This is a genomic window from Actinomadura logoneensis (genome assembly GCF_003428695.1).
Taxonomy (GTDB): Bacteria; Actinomycetota; Actinomycetes; order Streptosporangiales; family Streptosporangiaceae; genus Spirillospora; species Spirillospora logoneensis.
This window is the reverse complement of sequence record NZ_QURH01001037.1, coordinates 1-18,493: the sequence shown is the minus strand read 5'-3', so window position 1 is coordinate 18,493 and position 18,493 is coordinate 1. Positions and strand designations below refer to the sequence as shown.

The 18,493-nt window shown below is 73.1% G+C and carries 18 protein-coding genes; 15 read left to right on the top strand and 3 right to left on the bottom strand.

All coding sequences use genetic code 11. From position 1 onward, the window contains the following. Positions 1-484, top strand: a 484-nt coding sequence (locus DZF91_RS36680) for an NlpC/P60 family protein (protein ID WP_147341551.1), incomplete at its 5' end; no start/stop codon positions are given. 45 nt (positions 485-529) lie between these two features. On the opposite strand, the gene DZF91_RS36675 is transcribed toward DZF91_RS36680, so the two are convergent. Next, positions 530-1,021, bottom strand: a complete 492-nt coding sequence (locus DZF91_RS36675; RefSeq protein WP_117361624.1) for an inorganic diphosphatase — start codon at positions 1,019-1,021, stop codon at positions 530-532. Positions 1,022-1,370: 349 nt separating this feature from the next. Here DZF91_RS36675 and dacB point away from each other — a divergent pair, with 349 nt between their 5' ends. From dacB to DZF91_RS36620, 11 genes are all read left to right on the top strand, one after another. Further along, positions 1,371-2,633, top strand: a complete 1,263-nt coding sequence (dacB, locus tag DZF91_RS36670; RefSeq protein ID WP_235834829.1) for a D-alanyl-D-alanine carboxypeptidase/D-alanyl-D-alanine endopeptidase — start codon at positions 1,371-1,373, stop codon at positions 2,631-2,633. Between the two features lie 318 nt (positions 2,634-2,951). Continuing rightward, the gene (locus tag DZF91_RS36665; protein ID WP_117361618.1) at positions 2,952-4,067 is read left to right on the top strand and encodes a zinc-dependent metalloprotease; all 1,116 of its coding nucleotides are present in this window, start codon (positions 2,952-2,954) and stop codon (positions 4,065-4,067) included. A 142-nt stretch (positions 4,068-4,209) separates the two neighbouring features. After that, positions 4,210-5,241: a tRNA lysidine(34) synthetase TilS gene (gene tilS, locus DZF91_RS36660; RefSeq protein WP_117361617.1), complete on the top strand. Its 1,032-nt coding sequence runs from the start codon at positions 4,210-4,212 to the stop codon at positions 5,239-5,241. Positions 5,242-5,307: 66 nt separating this feature from the next. Next, entirely contained in the window at positions 5,308-5,871 is a 564-nt protein-coding gene (gene hpt / locus DZF91_RS36655; protein ID WP_117361616.1) for a hypoxanthine phosphoribosyltransferase, read from the top strand. Positions 5,872-6,244: 373 nt separating this feature from the next. Further along, entirely contained in the window at positions 6,245-8,263 is a 2,019-nt protein-coding gene (gene ftsH, locus DZF91_RS36650; RefSeq protein ID WP_117361615.1) for an ATP-dependent zinc metalloprotease FtsH, read from the top strand. A 53-nt stretch (positions 8,264-8,316) separates the two neighbouring features. Beyond that, on the top strand, positions 8,317-8,928 hold the full coding sequence (gene folE, locus DZF91_RS36645; protein ID WP_117361623.1) for a GTP cyclohydrolase I FolE: 612 nt from the start codon (positions 8,317-8,319) through the stop codon (positions 8,926-8,928). A 188-nt stretch (positions 8,929-9,116) separates the two neighbouring features. Next, positions 9,117-9,983 (top strand): dihydropteroate synthase, encoded by an 867-nt coding sequence (gene folP, locus DZF91_RS36640; RefSeq protein ID WP_117361622.1) that lies wholly within the window; start codon positions 9,117-9,119, stop codon positions 9,981-9,983. Beyond that, positions 9,980-10,414: a nuclear transport factor 2 family protein gene (locus tag DZF91_RS36635; protein WP_235834830.1), complete on the top strand. Its 435-nt coding sequence runs from the start codon at positions 9,980-9,982 to the stop codon at positions 10,412-10,414. The genes folP and DZF91_RS36635 overlap by 4 nt, the downstream gene beginning before the upstream one ends. After that, the gene (gene folB / locus DZF91_RS36630) at positions 10,411-10,776 is read left to right on the top strand and encodes a dihydroneopterin aldolase (RefSeq protein WP_117361614.1); all 366 of its coding nucleotides are present in this window, start codon (positions 10,411-10,413) and stop codon (positions 10,774-10,776) included. Before DZF91_RS36635 ends, folB begins: the two co-directional genes overlap by 4 nt. Further along, positions 10,773-11,387 (top strand): 2-amino-4-hydroxy-6-hydroxymethyldihydropteridine diphosphokinase, encoded by a 615-nt coding sequence (folK, locus tag DZF91_RS36625; protein WP_117361613.1) that lies wholly within the window; start codon positions 10,773-10,775, stop codon positions 11,385-11,387. Before folB ends, folK begins: the two co-directional genes overlap by 4 nt. Before the next feature lie 17 nt (positions 11,388-11,404). Further along, a complete protein-coding gene (locus DZF91_RS36620) occupies positions 11,405-11,863 on the top strand; it encodes a DUF3180 domain-containing protein (RefSeq protein WP_235834828.1) in 459 nt (152 codons plus the stop codon). A 127-nt stretch (positions 11,864-11,990) separates the two neighbouring features. Here DZF91_RS36620 and DZF91_RS36615 read toward each other — a convergent pair whose 3' ends face one another. Then, positions 11,991-13,148, bottom strand: coding sequence for an NADH-quinone oxidoreductase subunit D (locus DZF91_RS36615; RefSeq protein ID WP_117361611.1), 1,158 nt, complete (start codon positions 13,146-13,148; stop codon positions 11,991-11,993). Positions 13,149-13,609: 461 nt separating this feature from the next. Here DZF91_RS36615 and DZF91_RS42510 point away from each other — a divergent pair, with 461 nt between their 5' ends. From DZF91_RS42510 to DZF91_RS36600, 3 genes are all read left to right on the top strand, one after another. Then, complete coding sequence (locus tag DZF91_RS42510; protein ID WP_235834827.1) at positions 13,610-14,137, top strand: PH domain-containing protein; 528 nt, start codon at positions 13,610-13,612, stop codon at positions 14,135-14,137. A 323-nt stretch (positions 14,138-14,460) separates the two neighbouring features. After that, complete coding sequence (locus DZF91_RS36605) at positions 14,461-15,996, top strand: PH domain-containing protein (RefSeq protein WP_235834826.1); 1,536 nt, start codon at positions 14,461-14,463, stop codon at positions 15,994-15,996. Between the two features lie 60 nt (positions 15,997-16,056). Further along, the gene (locus tag DZF91_RS36600; RefSeq protein ID WP_117361620.1) at positions 16,057-17,256 is read left to right on the top strand and encodes a cytochrome P450; all 1,200 of its coding nucleotides are present in this window, start codon (positions 16,057-16,059) and stop codon (positions 17,254-17,256) included. A 59-nt stretch (positions 17,257-17,315) separates the two neighbouring features. On the opposite strand, the gene DZF91_RS36595 is transcribed toward DZF91_RS36600, so the two are convergent. Next, on the bottom strand, positions 17,316-18,323 hold the full coding sequence (locus tag DZF91_RS36595) for an SAM-dependent methyltransferase (RefSeq protein ID WP_328589269.1): 1,008 nt from the start codon (positions 18,321-18,323) through the stop codon (positions 17,316-17,318). Between the last annotated feature and the right edge of the window lie 170 nt (positions 18,324-18,493).

The window sequence follows — 18,493 nt, the reverse complement described above, 5'->3', positions numbered from 1 at the left end:
GCGCCGGCGCGAGGCGGCGCTCGAGGCGAGCCGGGCGCGGCAGGGGGCCTCCGGGGCGGGCCTCGGATCGGCGTCCGGGATGGGGGCCGTCGCGGCGCGCGCGGCCCTGAAATGGCTCGGGACGCCCTACTCGTGGGGCGGGGGCACCGCGAGCGGCCCCAGCTACGGCATCGAGCAGGGGTCCGGGATCCACGGGTTCGACTGCTCGGGGCTCGCGCTGTACGCGTGGAACAAGGCGGGCGTCCGGCTCGACCACTGGACGGGCACCCAGTGGACGTCCGGCCCGCACGTGCCGGTGGGGCGGCTCAGGCCGGGGGACCTGGTCTTCTTCGCGAGGAACACCTCCGACCCGGACACGATCCACCACGTCGGGATCTACATCGGCCGGGGGCGGATGGTGGAGGCCCCCTACACCGGGGCCAGCGTGCGGATCTCGTCCATCTACCGCGGAGACCTCATCGGCGCCACCCGGCCCTCCGGATGACGCCGTGACCACGCGGGACGGGGACGGCGGGGCCGTCCCCGGCGGTCAGTGACCGCCCAGGTCGGCGAACCGCTTGCGGGAGCGCTCGACCTCGACCTCGGCCTCGACGCGGCCGACCCAGTTCGCGCCCTCGACGGACTTGCCGGGCTCCAGGTCCTTGTAGACCTCGAAGAAGTGCTGGATCTCCAGGCGGTCGAACTCCGGCACGTGGTGGATGTCGCGCAGGTGCTCCATGCGCGGGTCGGTCGACGGGACGCAGAGGACCTTGTCGTCGCCGCCGGCCTCGTCGGTCATCCGGAACATCCCGACCGCGCGGCACTTGATCAGGCAACCGGGGAAGGTCGGCTCCTGGAGGATGACCAGGGCGTCCAGCGGGTCGCCGTCCTCACCGAGGGTGTCCTCGATGAAGCCGTAGTCGGCCGGGTACTGCGTCGAGGTGAACAGCATGCGGTCGAGCCGGATGCGGCCCGACTCGTGGTCCACCTCGTACTTGTTCCGGCTGCCCCGCGGAATCTCGATGGTGACGTCGAATTCCAAGATGTCCTCCGCTTCCCGCGTGGTCGCGGTCATAGTCTGTACATGCCGTGGCGGCGAAGGCCGTACGGCCGGGTCTCCCCTGTTCCGCGCGCCCGACCCCTGGCGGGAGGGCGGCGAGGATCGCAGCCCCTTATATCGTGGCGCGCGTCCCCGCGCGCGGGCGAGGACGCAACTATAAGGATGTCGCACGTTGGTGAGTGCTGAGTTGGGGAGGGGCGTCCCTGTCGTGGCACGTGCTCGGACGCTCGCCGTGGGCACACTGGCCCTGCTCAATGTTTTCGCGATCGCCGCGGGCCTTGCAGTGGTGAAACTCACACCGGCCAGGCGCCTTCTGCCGCAGCCCCCGTCGGTGGCCTCGCACGATCCGGTGCCCACGTCGGCGGGCCTGGCGGCGCCGGACCCGGCCGCCGCGCGCGCTCCGGACCCGTCCGCGCTGGCCGCCCGGCTGTCGGCGGTGCTGAACCAGCCCGGCCCGAGGATCAGCGCGGCGGTGATCGACGCGGCGACGCGGCAGCCGCTGTTCGCCCAGCGCGCCGACCAGGCCGCCACGCCGGCGTCCACGACCAAGCTCGCCACGTCCGTCGCCGCGCTCGCCGCGGTCGGCCCGCAGCACCGGATCACCACCCGTGCGGTCCGGGGGGGCGACGGCGCCGTGGTCCTCGTCGGTGGCGGCGACCCGACGCTGACGGCCGCGCCCCAGAGGCCGGGGACGGGCCGTCCGACGTACGCGTCGCTGGTGGACCTGGCGAAGCAGACCTCGGGCGCCCTCACGCGCGCGGGGGTGCGGCAGGTCCGGGTCGACTACGACGCGTCCGCCTACCAGGGGCCGCGCACCGCTCCTGGTTGGAAGCGCAACTACCTGCCGGACGGTGAGGTCGCCCCGCTGACCGCCCTGACGGTGGACGAGGGACGCATCGGAGGCCCCGGCGCCCACGCGCAGCCGCGCGTCCAGGACCCGCCCGCCGCTGCCGCCCAGACGTTCGCGAGGCTCCTGAAGCGGTTCGGGGTCCTGGCCAAGGCGGGACGTCGCACCACGGCCCCCGCGGATGCCCAGCCCCTCGGAGCAGTGCAGTCGCCTCCGATTTCGGCCCTCATCGAACACGCCATGACCGAGAGCGACAACGACGTGGCCGAGGCCATGGCACGGCAGGTCGCCATCAAGAAGGGACTCCCGGCGTCGTTCGGCGGTGGCGCGCAGGCCGTCCGCGAGACCCTGGCCGGCCTCGGCATCGCGGACGGCGTGAGCGTCTCGGACGGCAGCGGCCTGTCCACCCGGAACCGGATCACGCCCCTCGCGCTCGCCCGGATGGCGGCGCTCGCCGCGTCCCCGCAGCGGCCCGACCTGCGCGCGGCCATCACCGGGATGCCGGTCGCGGGGTTCACGGGGACGCTCGGCCCGCCCCGCTACACCACCCCGGGCAGCCTGGGCGGCGCGGGGATGATCCGGGCCAAGACCGGCACCCTGTCGGGCGTCAACACCCTCGCCGGGCTCGCCGTCGACGCCGACGGACGCCTGCTCGCCTTCGCGTTCATGGCCGGGGACGGCAAGACCTCCGTGGACCCGGGCAAGCTCGACCAGCTCGCCGCCGTCCTCGCGGGCTGCGGCTGCTGATCCCCTGGCGCGGGGGCCGCCACGAGCCCGGTGTGCGGGCCGCCATGAGCCTGCCGCGGCTGGGGCCATGAGCCTGGCGCGTCCGGGGCCATGAGCCTGGCGCTCCTGGGGTCCATGAGCCCGGTGTGCGGGGCGCCGAGAAGCCCGATGCGCGGGGCGTTTCGGAGGCCCCTGCTCTGCGGCCGTCCACACTCGGCGCCCGCGCGCTTATGCGGTCAACGGGTGGGGAGATAACCGGAACGGCCGTTCGTTGAACGGGCGTGCAGGGCGCTCCGGCGCCGGATCGCGAACGTACGGTGGGTGGACATGAGCGCCTCAATGATTGACTGGAACGTCGCGGTGCAGACCGGGACCCGGCTGGTCCGGCCCGGCCCCCAGGTGGAGCCCGCCGAGGCCCGCGAGGTGGTGGCGCAGCTGCGGGAGCTGTCCCGCGTCGCCCACGGGCACGTGCGCGACTTCACCGGACTTCCGATCGAGGCCGACCCCGCCCCCGCGACGGTCGTCGACCGCCCGGGATGGATCAGGGCGAACGTGGACGGGTTCCGGGTCGTCCTGGAGCCGCTGATGGAGCGCATGGCCGAGAAGCGCGGCCCCGGACTGCTCGGCGGCGGCGCCGGGGGAGTGGTCGTCCAGGCCGTCGGCTCGCGCGTCACGGGAATGCAGGTCGGCGCGATCCTGGCCTACATGGCGGGACGGGTGCTCGGGCAGTACGAGCTGTTCCTCCCGCCGGACCCGTCCGGCGAGGCGCCCGCCGGACGGCTCACCCTCGTCGCGCCCAACATCGTCGCGGTCGAGCAGGAGCTCGACGTGGACGCGCGCGACTTCCGCCTGTGGGTCTGCCTGCACGAGGAGACGCACCGCGCCCAGTTCACCGGCGTCCCGTGGCTGCGCTCGTACGTCCAGGACCAGATGACCGAGTTCCTGCTCGCCTCCGACCTCGACCCCGGCGCGATGCTGGACCGCCTGCGCGACGCCGCCGAGGCGGTCGCGGACGCGGTGCGCGGCGGCGAGGGCAACCTCATCGACGCCATCCAGACGCCCGCGCAGCGCGAGATCCTCGACCGCCTCACGGCCGTGATGACGCTGGTCGAGGGGCACGGCGACTATGTGATGGACGCGGTCGGGCCCGAGGTCGTGCCGTCCGTCCGGCAGATCCGCGACCGGTTCCAGGGGCGGCGCGAGGGCGGCTCGAAGCTGGACCGGACGATCCGGCGGCTGCTCGGCATCGAGCTGAAGATGAAGCAGTACGCGGAGGGCTCCCGCTTCGTCCGGCGGGTCGTGACCGAGGTCGGCATGGCCAACTTCAACCGCGTCTGGGACTCGCCCGAGACGCTGCCCACGCACGCCGAGATCAAGGAGCCCGCGCTCTGGATGCGGCGCGTCCTCGACCCGCCCGCCATCGACACGACCCCGCCCGAGGCCAACGAGGCCTGAGTCTCGGTCTGCCCGTTCGCCCGTTCGCGTGATCTGCGGTCCGCGTGACCCGGCCTGCCCGGAGGGGGACGGCGGCTCGCAGCGGGGAGGCTGAAGGGCCTTCGCCGCGGAAACGTCGGAGGGCCGTGGTACTGGTTGGCGCATGGGGCCTGATCCGGCGGTGGCGGCGGTGCGGCTGGCGGTGCGGCGCGCACTCGCCGGCCTGCCGCCTGGTGCGATGACACTGGTCGCGTGCAGCGGCGGGGCCGACTCGCTCGCGCTCGCCGCCGCGCTCGCGTTCGAGGCGCCGCGGTCCGGCCGTCCGGCGGGCGGGGTGACGGTCGACCACGGACTGCAGGACGGGTCCGCCGAACACGCCGAGCGGGTCGTCCGGACGATGGCGTCGCTCGGCCTCGATCCCGCCGGGTCGGTCGCCGTGGTGGTCGGCACGGAGGGCGGGCCCGAGAACGCGGCACGGGTCGCCCGCTACGACGCGCTCGACCGCACCGCGCGGCGGCTGCGGGCAGGCGCGGTGTTCCTCGGGCACACCCGCGATGACCAGGCCGAAACGGTGCTGCTCGGGCTCGCGCGCGGGTCCGGGGCCCGGTCGCTGGCCGGGATGCCGCCGTCGTTCGTCCGCCGGAGCGGTGCCGCACCGGAAGGCGATCACGAGCTGTGTGAAGTTCGTTACGAACGGCCACTGCTCGATCTGGACCGCGCGACCACCCGCCGTGCGTGCGAGGCGCTCGGGCTGGAGCCCTGGGACGATCCGCACAACGAGGACCCGGCGTACGCGCGCGTCCGGGTCCGGCGCGAGGCGCTGCCCGCGCTCGAAGGCTCCCTCGGGCCCGGTGTGGCCGAGGCGCTGGCGCGCACGGCCCGGCTGTTGCGCGACGACGCCGACGCGCTGGACGCGCTCGCCGCCGAGGCCGGCGCCCGCGCCCGTGCCACCGGCGAGGAGGGCGAGGACGGGCTCTCGATCAAGGTCCTGGAGGGGCTTCCCCGGGCGGTGCGGACCCGGGTCCTGAAGGCCGCGGCGATCGAGGCGGGCGGTCCAGCGGGTACGCTCGCGGCCGTCCACGTCGATGACGTGGACCGGCTGGTCACGGGCTGGCGCGGGCAGCGGCACGTCGATCTCCCCGGGGGGATCCGGGCGTACCGGCGGTGTGGCAGGCTGCTGTTCGGCCGGGAGTGACGCCGCGCCGTGTGCGTGCCCGCGCGTCGCCGCACGCACGGTGACCGTCTCGATGAGGGTGGGGTAGTGGACGAGAAGGACCTGGGCGCCGACCTTTCCAAGGTGCTGATCCCGGAGGACGTCCTCCAGGCCAAGGTCAGGGAGTTGGCCGCGCAGATCGACGCCGACTACGCGGGGAGGGACCTGCTGCTCGTCGGCGTGCTCAAGGGCGCGGTGATGGTCATGGCCGACCTCGCGCGCGCGCTGCACACGCCCGCGTCGATGGACTGGATGGCGGTCTCGTCCTACGGGTCGGGCACCAAGTCGTCCGGCGTGGTGCGGATCCTGAAGGACCTCGACACCGACATCCTCGACCGGCACGTGCTGATCGTCGAGGACATCATCGACTCCGGCCTGACGCTGTCCTGGCTGATCAGCAACCTGCGGTCGCGCGGGCCGGCGTCGCTGGAGATCTGCGCGCTGCTGCGCAAGCCGGAGGCGGTGCGCACGGAGATCGACTGCCGGTACCTCGGGTTCGACATCCCGAACGAGTTCGTCGTCGGCTACGGCCTGGACTACGGGGAGAAGTACCGCAACCTGCCGTTCGTCGGCACGCTGGCCCCGCACGTCTACGGCGGGACCGCGGACTGACGCGGCGGGCGCGCGGCGGACGGCGGGACCGGCGGCGCGGGGACGGCCGGAGGTGAACCGGCGGAACCGTGCGCGGACCCGTACCGCCGGCGGTCTGGAACAACGGGCCCCTGTGGGACGTTGCAGACTTTGTTGACGGGTATATCGAACGGATCAGGGGATCGGCGCTGGCTGCATCCCCTGTGTTCCGCGGTGTACCGTCAGTGTCCCGAGCCTTCGGGCGTGGGAGTGTGAGGGTGACCGCACCGGCGGGTTTCGCTACCGGCGAGGGCCTGCCCGGCTCGGAGCCGGTTCGCGAGGGCGCCCGTCCCCGCGGGGACGGGCGAGGATCGCAATGTCAGGAGGGACGGGGCCCGGAGGGGTTACCGGATAAATGGACGTGAAGCGCTATTTTCGCGGGCCGCTGCTGTGGATCCTGCTGTTCTGCCTCTTGGTCGCCCTGGTCATGTGGGGCGTCAACCCCGGCCGCTCGTTCGAGAAGGTCGACACCTCCAAGGTGGTCCAGGAGATCAACGCGGGGCAGGTGAAGTCCGCCAAGATCATTGACAAGGACCAGCGGATCGAGGTCACCCTCAAGGACGGTGACAAGCGGCAGCAGGCCTCCTGGGTGGACGGCCAGGGCCTGCAGCTGCAGAACATGCTCCAGAAGCAGGTCGACTCCGGGTCGCTGACCGGCGGCTACACCGTCGACGTCCCCAAGCAGAGCTTCATCCTGAACCTGTTGTTCAGCCTGCTGCCCATCGTGGTCATCGTGCTGATCTTCCTGTTCATCATGAACCAGATGCAGGGCGGCGGCAGCCGGGTGATGAACTTCGGCAAGTCCAAGGCGAAGCTGATCACCAAGGACACGCCGAAGACCACGTTCGCGGACGTCGCCGGGGCCGATGAGGCCCTGGAGGAACTCACCGAGATCAAGGACTTCCTGCAGAACCCGGCCAAGTTCCAGGCCATCGGGGCGAAGATCCCCAAGGGCGTGCTGCTGTTCGGCCCGCCCGGCACCGGCAAGACGCTGCTCGCGCGCGCCGTCGCGGGCGAGGCCGGCGTGCCGTTCTACTCGATCTCCGGTTCGGACTTCGTCGAGATGTTCGTCGGCGTCGGCGCCTCCCGGGTGCGCGACCTGTTCGAGCAGGCGAAGGCCAACGCCCCGTCGATCATCTTCATCGACGAGATCGACGCCGTCGGCCGGCACCGCGGCGCGGGCCTCGGCGGCGGCCACGACGAGCGCGAGCAGACGCTGAACCAGCTCCTCGTCGAGATGGACGGCTTCGACGTCAAGGGCGGCGTCATCCTGATCGCCGCCACCAACCGGCCGGACATCCTCGACCCGGCGCTGCTGCGCCCGGGCCGGTTCGACCGGCAGGTCACCGTCGACCGTCCGGACCTGGAGGGCCGCAAGGGCATCCTGCGGGTGCACGGGCGCGGCAAGCCGTTCGCCCCGGACGTCGACCTCGACGTCATCGCCCGCCGCACCCCCGGCTTCACGGGCGCCGACCTGGCCAACGTCATCAACGAGGCGGCGCTGCTCACCGCGCGCTTCGACCGCAAGCTGATCGACATGGAGACCCTCGAGGAGTCGATCGACCGCGTGATGGCCGGGCCGGAGCGCAAGACCCGGGTCATGTCGGAGAAGGAGAAGAAGGTCATCGCCTACCACGAGGGCGGTCACGCGCTCGTGGCGCACGCGCTGCCGAACGCCGACCCCGTGCACAAGGTGACGATCCTGCCGCGCGGCCGGGCCCTCGGCTACACGATGACCCTCCCGATGGAGGACAAGTTCCTCAGCACCCGGTCGGAGATGACCGACCAGCTGGCGATGCTGCTGGGCGGCCGGACGGCCGAGGAGCTGGTGTTCCACGAGCCGACCACCGGCGCGGCCAACGACATCGAGAAGGCCACCTCGATCGCGCGCAACATGGTGACCGAGTACGGCATGAGCGAGCGCCTCGGCGCCCGCAAGTTCGGCACCGGCCAGGGCGAGGTCTTCCTCGGCCGCGACGTGGGCCACGAGCGCGACTACTCCGAGGACATCGCGTCCGCGATCGACGACGAGGTGCGCCGGTACATCGAGACCGCGCACGACACCGCCTGGGAGATCCTGGTCGAGTACCGGGACGTCCTGGACGACCTGGTCGTCAACCTCATGGAGAAGGAGACCCTCTCCAAGGAGGAGGTGCTGCGCATCTTCGCCCCGATCCAGAAGCGTCCGCACCAGAACTCCTACACCGGCTACGGCAAGCGGCTCCCGTCGGACCGCCCGCCCGTGCTGACCCCCAAGGAGCTCGCGCTCATGGGCCCGCAGGACGTGCCGTCCGACCTGGTGCAGAACAACGGGCAGGGCGGGGCGTCCGACAACGTCGCGCAGCCGTCCGACCCGAACCAGGGCGAGAGCTGATCCACTTGTCCGACGAGCAGTTCCCGGCCGGACCCTCCGCCGCCGCCGACGCCCTGTCGCCGCTGGAGGAGGGTCTGGCCGACCGCGCGACCGACTTCGACAACGCCCGAATCGAGCGGGCCGTCCGGGAGATCCTGTTCGCGATCGGGGAGGACCCCGACCGCGACGGCCTCCGCGACACCCCCGCCCGGGTGGCGCGGGCGTACGCCGAGCAGTTCGCGGGTCTGCGGCAGAAGCCAGAGGACGCGCTGAACCGGATCTTCGAGGCCGACCACGACGAGATGGTCCTGGTCAAGGACATCGAGGTCTACTCGACGTGCGAGCACCACCTGGTGCCGTTCCACGGCCTGGCGCACGTGGGGTACACGCCGAACAAGTCCGGCCAGATCACCGGGCTGTCGAAGCTCGCGCGGCTGGTGGACGTGTACGCCCGGCGCCCGCAGGTGCAGGAGCGGCTGACCAGCCAGGTCGCGGACGCGATCATGGAGATCCTGGAGCCGCGCGGGGTGATCGTGGTGATCGAGGCCGAGCACCTGTGCATGACCATGCGCGGTGTCCGCAAGCCCGGCGCCAAGACGGTCACGTCGGCCGTGCGGGGCGACTTCCGCGAGTACGCCCAGACCCGCGCCGAGGCGATGAGCCTCATTCTCGGCCGCCCTTCCTGATCGTCGGCGGGCGTCCGCCGGCCGGGCTGGGCGTTCCGGACTCGGGGCGGGTTCCAGCGGGCGGACGGGTTGGAGTGGATCAAGGCGTCGAGCGCCCGGTCTCCCGAGGGAGACCGGGCGCTTTCGCGTTGTCCACAGGGCGGGGCGTGCGGCGGGGAGTGTCCGGAGGAGGGCATAGGGTTGTGGACATGACCAGTTCCGTCGTTCCGGGGCTGCCCGAGCCAGGGCGATGCCTCGTCATGGGCGTGGTCAACGTCACGCCCGACTCCTTCTCCGACGGCGGTGACTGGTTCGACGCCGACAAGGCGGTCCGGCACGGGCTCGACCTGGTCGCCGAGGGCGCCGACGTGGTGGACGTGGGCGGCGAGTCCACTCGGCCGGGGGCGCAGCGCGTCTCCCGCGCCGAGGAGCTGCGCCGCGTCGTCCCGGTGATCACGGCGCTGGCGGAGGCGGGCGTCCCGGTCAGCGTCGACACCATGCGCGCCGAGGTCGCCGAGGCCGCGGTCGAGGCCGGGGCGAAGCTGGTCAACGACGTGAGCGGCGGTCTCGCCGACCCGGCGATGACCCGGCTCGTCGCCCAGGCGCGCGTCCCCTATGTGGTGATGCACTGGCGCGGCCACAGCACCGACATGAACGAGCGGGCCGTCTACGGCGACGTGGTGGCCGAGGTCCGCGAGGAGCTGCTGCGCCGGGTGGACGCGGTGCTCGCCGAGGGCGTCGACCCGTCCATGATCGTCCTCGATCCGGGGCTGGGGTTCGCCAAGAACGCCGAGCACGACTGGGCGCTGCTGGCGCACATGGACGCGCTGGTCGACCTGGGGTTCCCCGTGCTGTTCGGGGCGTCCCGCAAACGCTTCGTGGGCCGCGCGCTCGCCGCCCCCGACGGCACCCCCCGCCCGGTCCGCGAGCGCGACGACGCCACGGTGGCGATCACCGCCCTGGCGGCGGCGGCCGGCGCGTGGTGCATCCGCGTGCACCGCGTCCGCCCTAACGCCGACGCCGTCCGCATGGCCGCCGCGATCGCGGCCCACACGACCGGCGCGTGGGCCTCGTGACCGGCGACGCGCGGGCCGTGAAGGCGGTCGAGGAGGCCAACGCCGAGTTCTACACGGCGTTCGAGGTCGGCGACCTCGACAAGATGTCCGCGGTGTGGGCCGACGGGGAGCACGCCGGGTCGCTGGTGTGCGTGCACCCGGGCTGGCCGATGCTGCGCGGCCGGGACGAGGTGCTGCGGTCCTGGGCGCTGATCATGGCCAACACCTCCTACATCCAGTTCGTCCTGACGGACGTGGAGATCGACGTTTACGGCGACCATGCCGTGGTGACGTGCAAGGAGAACGTCCTCACCGCCGACGAGGACACCGAGACGGGCTTCCTCGCCGGTGGGAGCATCGTCGCCAGCAAGGTGTTCGTCCGCGACGGCGCGCGCTGGCGGCTGCTGCTCCACCACGGTTCACCCATCCTGAGCACCACAGAGGAAGAATGAGCCTGGACCGGATCGAACTGCGCGGGCTGCGGGCCCGCGGCCGGCACGGATGCCTGCCCGCCGAGCGTGAGCTGGGCCAGGAGTTCGTGGTGGACGTCTCGCTCGGGCTGGACACCCGCCCGGCCGCCGAGGGTGATGATCTTTCGCGTACCGTCGACTACGGATCGCTCGCGAGCAGGTTGGTCGCCGTGGTGGAGGGCGAACCCGTCAACCTGATCGAAACGCTCGCCGACCGGCTCGCGAAGATCTGTCTGGAAGACCCGAACGTCGCCGAGGCCGACGTCACCGTGCACAAGCCCGCCGCTCCGGTGCCGCACCCGTTCGAGGACGTCGCCGTGAGGATCAGGAGGAGTCGCCCATGACAGCGTCCGACCACAAAGCGTCCGCCCACCAGCCGGACCAGATGCCCGACCGGACCGCCACGGGCGGCCACATGCTCGTGTCGCACCGCGTCGTGCTGTCGCTGGGGAGCAACCTCGGCGACCGGCTGGACAACCTCCAGGAGGCCGTCGACGCGCTGTTCGACGCGCCCGGCCTCGACTACGTGGCCATGTCGCCGGTCTACGAGACCGCGCCGTTCGCGCCGCCCGGCGAGGAGCTTCCCGAGCAGGGCGACTACCTGAACATCGTGCTGGTCGCCGACACCCGGCTGCCTCCGGAGAACCTGCTGGAGCGCGTGCTCAACATCGAGAACTCGATGCGCCGCGTCCGCGAGGTCCGGTGGGGGCCGCGCACCCTGGACATCGACATCGTGATCTTCGGCGACGTCGTGCTGGACGAGCCCGACCTGACCCTGCCGCACCCGCGCGCCCACCAGCGGGCGTTCGTGCTGGTGCCGTGGGCCGACATCGAGCCGGACGTGCTGCTCGGCGACCACGGACGGGTGGGCGACCTCGCCGCCGCCGCGGTGCGCGAGGGAGGCCCGGACGCCGTGCGCCGCCGCGACGACCTGACCCTCCAGCCACCTGCATGAGACCGTCCCGTCCCGCCGTGCTCGCCATCCTCGTGGTCGTCCCCGCGGCGATCACCTGGGTGGTGCTGCGCGCCGCCTACCTGTCGCTGCCGGTGCTGCCGTGGACGGCCGTGCCGACGCTGCTGCTGCTCGCCCTCGGCGAGGCGTTCACCGGGTTCAACCTGCTGCGCCGCATCCGCCGCAAGCCGGGGAGCGACCTGAAGCCGGTCGAGCCGATCGTCGCGGCCCGGATGGCGGCGCTCGGCAAGGCCAGCGCGCACGCCGCCGCCGTCCTCGCCGGGATCTTCGGCGGCTTCGCGCTCAGCCTCGGCGACAACCTCGACAAGTCCACCCCCCGCCAGGACTTCTTCGTCAGCGGCTCGACGTTCCTCGCCGCCCTCGTCCTGGTCGGCGCGGCCTTCTTCCTCGAGTACGCCTGCCGCGTCCCCAAGGACCCGGACGACGACCACCGCGACCACGGGGTTTCCCGCGCCTGACCCGCCCGCTCCTGACCCGCCCGTGCCGGACAACCCCCTGCCCGATCCGCCCTGTGCCCGACTCGTCCTGTGCCCGACTCGTCCTTTCGTTCTTCCCCGTCTCGGGGGGCGGGCCGGTAATTCCGGGCTACTTGTCGATGTCGCCGACGACGAAGAACATGGAGCCCAGGATGGCGATCATGTCGGCCACCAGGCAGCCCGGCAGCAGTTCGGCCAGCACCTGGATGTTGTTGAACGACGCGGAACGCAGCTTCAGCCGCCACGGGGTCTTCTCACCGCGGGACACCAGGAAGTAGCCGTTGAGGCCGAGCGGGTTCTCCGTCCAGGCGTAGGTGTGGCCCTCGGGGACCTTCAGCACCTTCGGCAGGCGCTGGTTGATCGGGCCGGGCGGGAGGTCGGCGAGCCGGTCGAGACAGGCGTCGGCGAGGTCGAGCGAGGCGTGCACCTGGTCGAGGAGGCACTCGAACCGGGCCAGGCAGTCGCCCTCGGTCCGGGTGACGACGCGGACGGGCAGCTCGCCGTAGGCGAGGTACGGCTCGTCCCGCCGCAGGTCGAAGTCGACGCCGGCGGCGCGCGCGATCGGGCCGGACACGCCGTACTGCAGGATCTGCTCGCGGTCGATCGTCCCGACGCCGCGGGTGCGGGCGCGGAAGATCTCGTTGCCCATGATGAGGTCGTCGATCTCGGGCATCCGCGACCGGACGTCCGCCACGGCCCGGCGCGCCCGGTTCGTCCAGCCCGCGGGCAGTTCCTCCTTGAGGCCGCCGACGCGGTTGAACATGTAGTGGATGCGCCCGCCGGAGACCTCCTCCATCACGCGCTGCAGCGTCTCGCGCTCGCGGAACGCGTAGAAGATCGGCGTGATCGCGCCCACCTCGAGGGGGTACGAGCCGAGGAACATCAGGTGGTTGAGGACGCGGTTCAGCTCGGCGAGCAGCGTCCGCGCCCAGACCGCGCGCTGCGGAACCTCCATGCCGAGCATCCGCTCCACGGCGAGGACGACGCCGAGCTCGGACGAGAACGCCGACAGCCAGTCGTGCCGGTTCGCCAGCACGATGATCTGCCGGAAGTCGCGGACCTCGAACAGCTTCTCGGCGCCGCGGTGCATGTAGCCGACGACCGGCTCGGCGGCGACGATGCGCTCGCCGTCCAGGGTGAGCCGCAGGCGCAGCACCCCGTGGGTGGACGGATGCTGCGGGCCGATGTTGAGGACCATGTCCTCGGTGGCCAGCTCCTTGGCGCCCGCGCCGATCCCGACGGTCCTCTGCGTGGTCACGGTCCTCATCGTGCCACGCCCGCCTCCCTCACGCGGAGGCCGATCTCGTCCTCATGCGGTGGCGGCGTAAGGCGCGGGGGTGCTTCGCTCATGCGCGGGCTTCGAGGGGAGGGCTCGCGGCGGGGCCGTTGTTTCCGGTTGACTAGGGAGCAATGAACCCAAGCCACCACGAACGGCCGACATCCGGCGAACGGGCCGACGCATCGGACGTTCCGCCGCCCGGTCCCGACCCGCTCGTCCAGGACGCGGCAGGTGCGGAGAACGGGCAGAATGTGTTGCCCGCGCAGAATGTGCAAGGTGTGCCGCCCGGTTCGCAGGGCGGCCCGCCGGCGCCGTCCGCGCGGCAGGACCAGGGCGCCCCGCCCGGGCCGTCCGCGCCGTACGGACGGGCCGGGGAGGGCGCGTACGCCGGACGGCCTCCCCAGGGCGGGACGCCTTCGAATGGTGCCGGAGGTGCCGCGTTGTACCCGGTGGCGGAACAGCAGGAGGGCGCGGCCGGGTATCCGGCGGCGGACGCCTTCGAGCCCGGCGGAGGGCTCGCGTGGTCCCGGATCTCCCCGCGCTACCCGTGGCACCGGCGTCTCGCCGCGCTGCTGCGCGCGATCCCGGTCGGCGCGGTGGGGGCGTTCCTGCTCTGGCGCGGTGGCGGGACGGTCGCGGCCCTGCTGTGGGTCGCGGCGGTGCTGGTCGTCCTCGTCGGGTACTGGGTCGTGGTCGAACTGGCGTACCGGTCGCACGGGTACGCCGAGCGCGGTGACGACCTGATCGTGACGAGCGGGGTGTTCGTCCGCCGACTGATCGTCGTCCCGTACGGGCGGATGCAGTTCGTGGACGTCACGGTGGGGCTGCTGGAGCGCTGGATGGGCATCGCGACCGTCCGGCTGCACACGGCCGCCGCCGCGACCGACGCCGCGATCCCCGGCCTTCCGGCCGCCGAGGCCGCGCTGCTCCGCGACCGGCTCGCCCGCAAGGGCGAGGAGCGGAGCATGGGCCTGTGACCGCGCCGCAGGACCCGCCGTCCAACGGCGACTCGCACGACGCGTCCCCGGGCGACGCCTCCCCGAGCGCGGCCCCGCACGACGCCGTCCCTCAGGGGTTCGCTCCGCCCGACTCTCCGTCCGAAGGGTCCGGCGCACAGGACGTGGGCGCGCAGTACCCGCAGCCGCAGGGCGCGGGTTATCGGCCTCCTCAGGGGCCGGGGGCTCATCCTTATGGGTTCGCGGCGGGCGGTGCGCAGCCGCCTGGTTCTCAACCGCCTGGTTCTCAGCCGCCGGTGAATCCTGGGTTCGCGTCTCCGGACGGTAGGCCGCGGCCCACGTTCATGCCTCCGCCCGGAATGCAGCCTCCGGCCGGGCCGGTGATGTACGGCCCGCCGGGGATGCCGCCGGTGTATCCGGCCGCCGGGTATCCGCCGCGTCCCGGTTATGCGCCGCGTCCGCCGTACGGAGCGCCGCAGGCGTATCCCGGAGGGCCGCCCTACGCGATGCCGCCCTACGGCTACCGGCCCCCGCCGCCCCCGCCGCCCGTCCGGTTCTCGGTGGGGACGCACCGGCTGCACTGGGCGACCGCGCCGCTGCGCGCCGCCGCCATCATGATCGTCTACTTCGTGCTGCTCGGGTTCCCGCTGCTGTTCACGCGGACGCGGGGCGGGGCGTCGATCTCGCTCAGCCCGGCCGTCCTGCTCCGGTTCCTGGTCGTGTCGCTCATCGTGGGCGTGGTCGCCGTCGCGGCCGGGCTCTGGGGATGGCTCGGGCTGCGGTTCTGGGTCGAGGGGGACGACCTGGTCGTGCAGAACGGGCTGCTGCGGCGGGCCGTCCGGCGCATCCCGCTGTCCCGGATCCAGGCGATCGACGTCGTCCGGCCGCTGGTGACGCGGGTGTTCTCGCTCGCCGAGGTCCGGGTCGAGCTGGCCGGCGGCGGGCAGAGCGAGATCGCGTTCCGCTACCTCGGCCGCCGCGCCGCGCAGGACCTGCGCGCCGAACTGCTCGCGCGCGCCGCCGGGCTGCCCGGCCACACGCCGGAGGCGCCCGAGCGCCCCGTCTACCGGGTGCCGTTCGGGACGCTGCTGGCCGGGCTGATGCTCAAGCTGCCGGTGATCGCGACGTTCCTGCTGCTGGTCTTCTCGCTGGTGTTCCTGATCGCCTTCCAGGAGGCGGCGATGCTGGCGGTCGCCCTGCCGGCGCTGCTCGGCCTGATCCGCGCGGTGGTCGCGCCGATGGTCATGTACGCGAACTTCACGGTCGCGGTGTCCCCGGACGGCGTGCGGCTGCGGTACGGGCTGCTGGAGACGCGGATGCAGACCGTCCCGCCGGGGCGCGTCCAGGCGGTCAGCGTGGTCGAGCCGTCGGTGTGGCGCGGCCTGGGCTGGGCCCGGCTGGACGTCACCGTCGCCGGGTACGCCGGCGAACGGCAGGCGCTCTCGTCCACGCTGCTCCCGGCCGCGCCGAGGCAGGTCGCCGCGCAGCTCGTCTCGCTCGTCTTCCCCGGGACGAACGTCGACGCCGTCCCGCTGCTCCCGGCGTCCGCGCGGGGGATGACCGTGGACCGCGCGGACGGCGCCGGGACCGACGACGTCGTGTTCGTGGCCAGGCACGGCTGGCTGTGCCGCCGGACGGACGTGATCGCCCACGCGCGCGCCCAGAGCGTCCGGCTCACGGTGAACCCGGTGCAGCGGCTGCTGAAGCTCGGCACCGTCCATGTGGACGCGCCGCCCGGGCTCGTCCAGGTGGCGGCGGCCGACCGCGAACTGGGGGAGGCGCGCGCCATCGTGGAGTCCACGGCGATGCGCGCCCGCAGCGCGCGGGCCGCGTCCGGCGACACCAGCCACTGGGCCACCCGCCGCTCTCCGGCCGTCTGACCTCGGCGGGGTCGAGCCCAGTCACGGCGATGAGGGACATATTGTTCCAGCGTGAGCGAGATGTCCTATGACCCGTGGTCGGCCGCGTTCGTCGCGGACCCGTACCCGGTGTTCGAGCGCCTGCGGGCGGAGCGGCCGGTGTTCTTCGACGAGGCGACCGGCCAGTGGGTGGTCAGCCGCTACGCCGACGTGGACGCGCTGCTGCGCGACCGCCGCCTCGGCCGGTCCTACCTGCACGCCGGGACGCACGAGGAGTTCGGGCAGCGGCCGGAGCCGGACTTCCTGAAGCCGTTCTGGGACCTGGTCCGCGCCGGGATGCTGGACGTCGAGCCGCCCACGCACACCCGGCTGCGCCGCCTGGTGTCCAAGGCGTTCACGGCCCGGATGGTCGAGGGGCTGCGGCCCATGGTCCGCGGGCTCGCCGAGGAGCTGGCCGCGGGCCTGGTCGCGCGCGGCGGCGGCGACCTCCTCGCCGAGCTGGCCGAGCCGCTGCCGGTGACCGTGATCGCCGAGATGCTGGGCGTCCCGGCGGAGGACCGCGGGCTGCTGCGCCCCTGGTCGGCCGACATCTGCGGGATGTACGAGCTGAACCCGCCGGACGAGGTGCAGCGGCGGGCCGTCCGGGCGGCGAACGAGTTCTCCGACTACCTGCGCGGGCTGGCGCGGGCGCGCGCCGCCGAACCGCGCGACGACCTGATCTCGGCGCTGGCCCGGGTCGCCGACGAGGGCGACCGGCTCACCGAGGACGAGCTGATCGGCACCTGCGTCCTGCTGCTGAACGCGGGCCACGAGGCGACCGTGAACGCGACCGGCAACGGCTGGTGGACGCTGTTCCGCAACCCCGGCGAGCTGGCGCGGCTGCGCGCCGACCACGGGCTCGTCCCGACGGCGGTCGAGGAGCTGATGCGCTACGACGGCCCCGCGCCGATGTTCGAGCGCTGGGTGCTGGAGGACGTCGAGGTCGGCGGCGTGGCCATCCCGCGCGGCCAGGAGATCGCGCTCCAGTTCGCGTCGGCCAACCGCGACCCCGAGGTCTTCGACGACCCGGACCGGCTGGACCTGGCGCGCGACCCGAACCCGCACATCAGCTTCGGCCTCGGTATCCACTACTGCCTGGGCGCGCCGCTCGCGCGCATCGAGATGGCCGAGTCGCTGGGCGCGATTCTGCGCGCGGCCCCGGACCTCCGGCTGGTCGAGGAGCCGCGCTGGAAGCCGGGCTACATCCTGCGCGGGCTGGAGTCCCTCAAGGTCGAGGTCTGAACCGCTCGATCCTCCGGCGCCGGGCCTGAGCCTTACCCGGCTTGGTCCGGGCCGGACGGTCAGGGGCGGAGGCCGGCCAGGGACGGTGGCAGCGGCATGCCGACGGACTGGGCCAGCCAGCCGAAGCCGCCGAGGCCCGACGCGTCCAGGAGTTCGGCCTCCTCGCCCGCGGTGCGGAGGCCGACGAGATAGGCGCGCGGGTCGCTGTGGGCGAGGTCCAGTGGCGGACGCGCGCCCGTGAGGCCGAGGGCGCGCAGCGCGTCCCGCTGGGTCGTCAGCAGGGTCGCGTTCGCGCCCGCGCGTTCACCGGCGGCGGCGCAGGCGTCCAGGGCGACGTGCGCGGTGATGTCGCACGAACCGTCCGGGACGGGCGCGACCGTCGCCCCGTCGCGGTATCCGGTGAGCGAGCCGTACGGCGGACGGGACGTCCGCGTGTGCGCGTAGTCCATGGCGACCGCCAGCCCCGCGTCGAGGCGTTCGACGACCGCCGCCCAGGCCCGGCAGCGCGGATGCCCGATCTCGGCGCGGTCGCCGGGTTCGGTGAGAGGCCACCAGTCGGCGGCCCAGTCCAGATCCTCGGGGGTGGGCGGCGGTCCCAGGCGTTCGGTTCCGGACGTGCGGCAGACCTCGACGAGGCGGGGGCCACGGTCGGTCTGCTCCACGACGTCGAGCGGGACGTTGTCGAGCCATTCGTTCGCGATGACCAGGCCGGTGACGGACTCCGGCAGGGTGGAGCGCCACTCGATCGCGTCGGGCAGGCCGTCCGGACGGGGCGCGACCTCCACGGCGATCGGACGCAGCCGCTCTGCGAGGTCGGGACCGGCGTGCCCGAGCAGGTGCCGCAGGATCCCGGCGCAGCCCGCTCCGACGTCCACGACGTCCAGCCGGTCGGGGCGGCCCAGCGCCTCGTCCACCTCGCCGAGCAGCCGGGCCAGCGCCGAGGTGAACCGGGACGACGCGCTCACCGAGGTGCGGAAGTGCTCGGCCGGGCGCTCGCCGCGCCGGTAGAAGCCGTCCTCCCCGTAGAGCGCCAGCTCCATCGCGGGCCGCCACGATGCCCAGGTCAACGCCACCACCCTGCCGACGTTACCGCGCCCCGGCGGCCGGACGGGCGATCGCCGGACCGCGGCCCAGCCGTGCCCGGCGTGCGTCCGGCCCTCTCCCGGACCGGCGGGCCGATCCGCGTCCGGGCCGCGTCCGGGCCGCGTCCGGGCTTCCCCGTACCGGCGGACCGGGC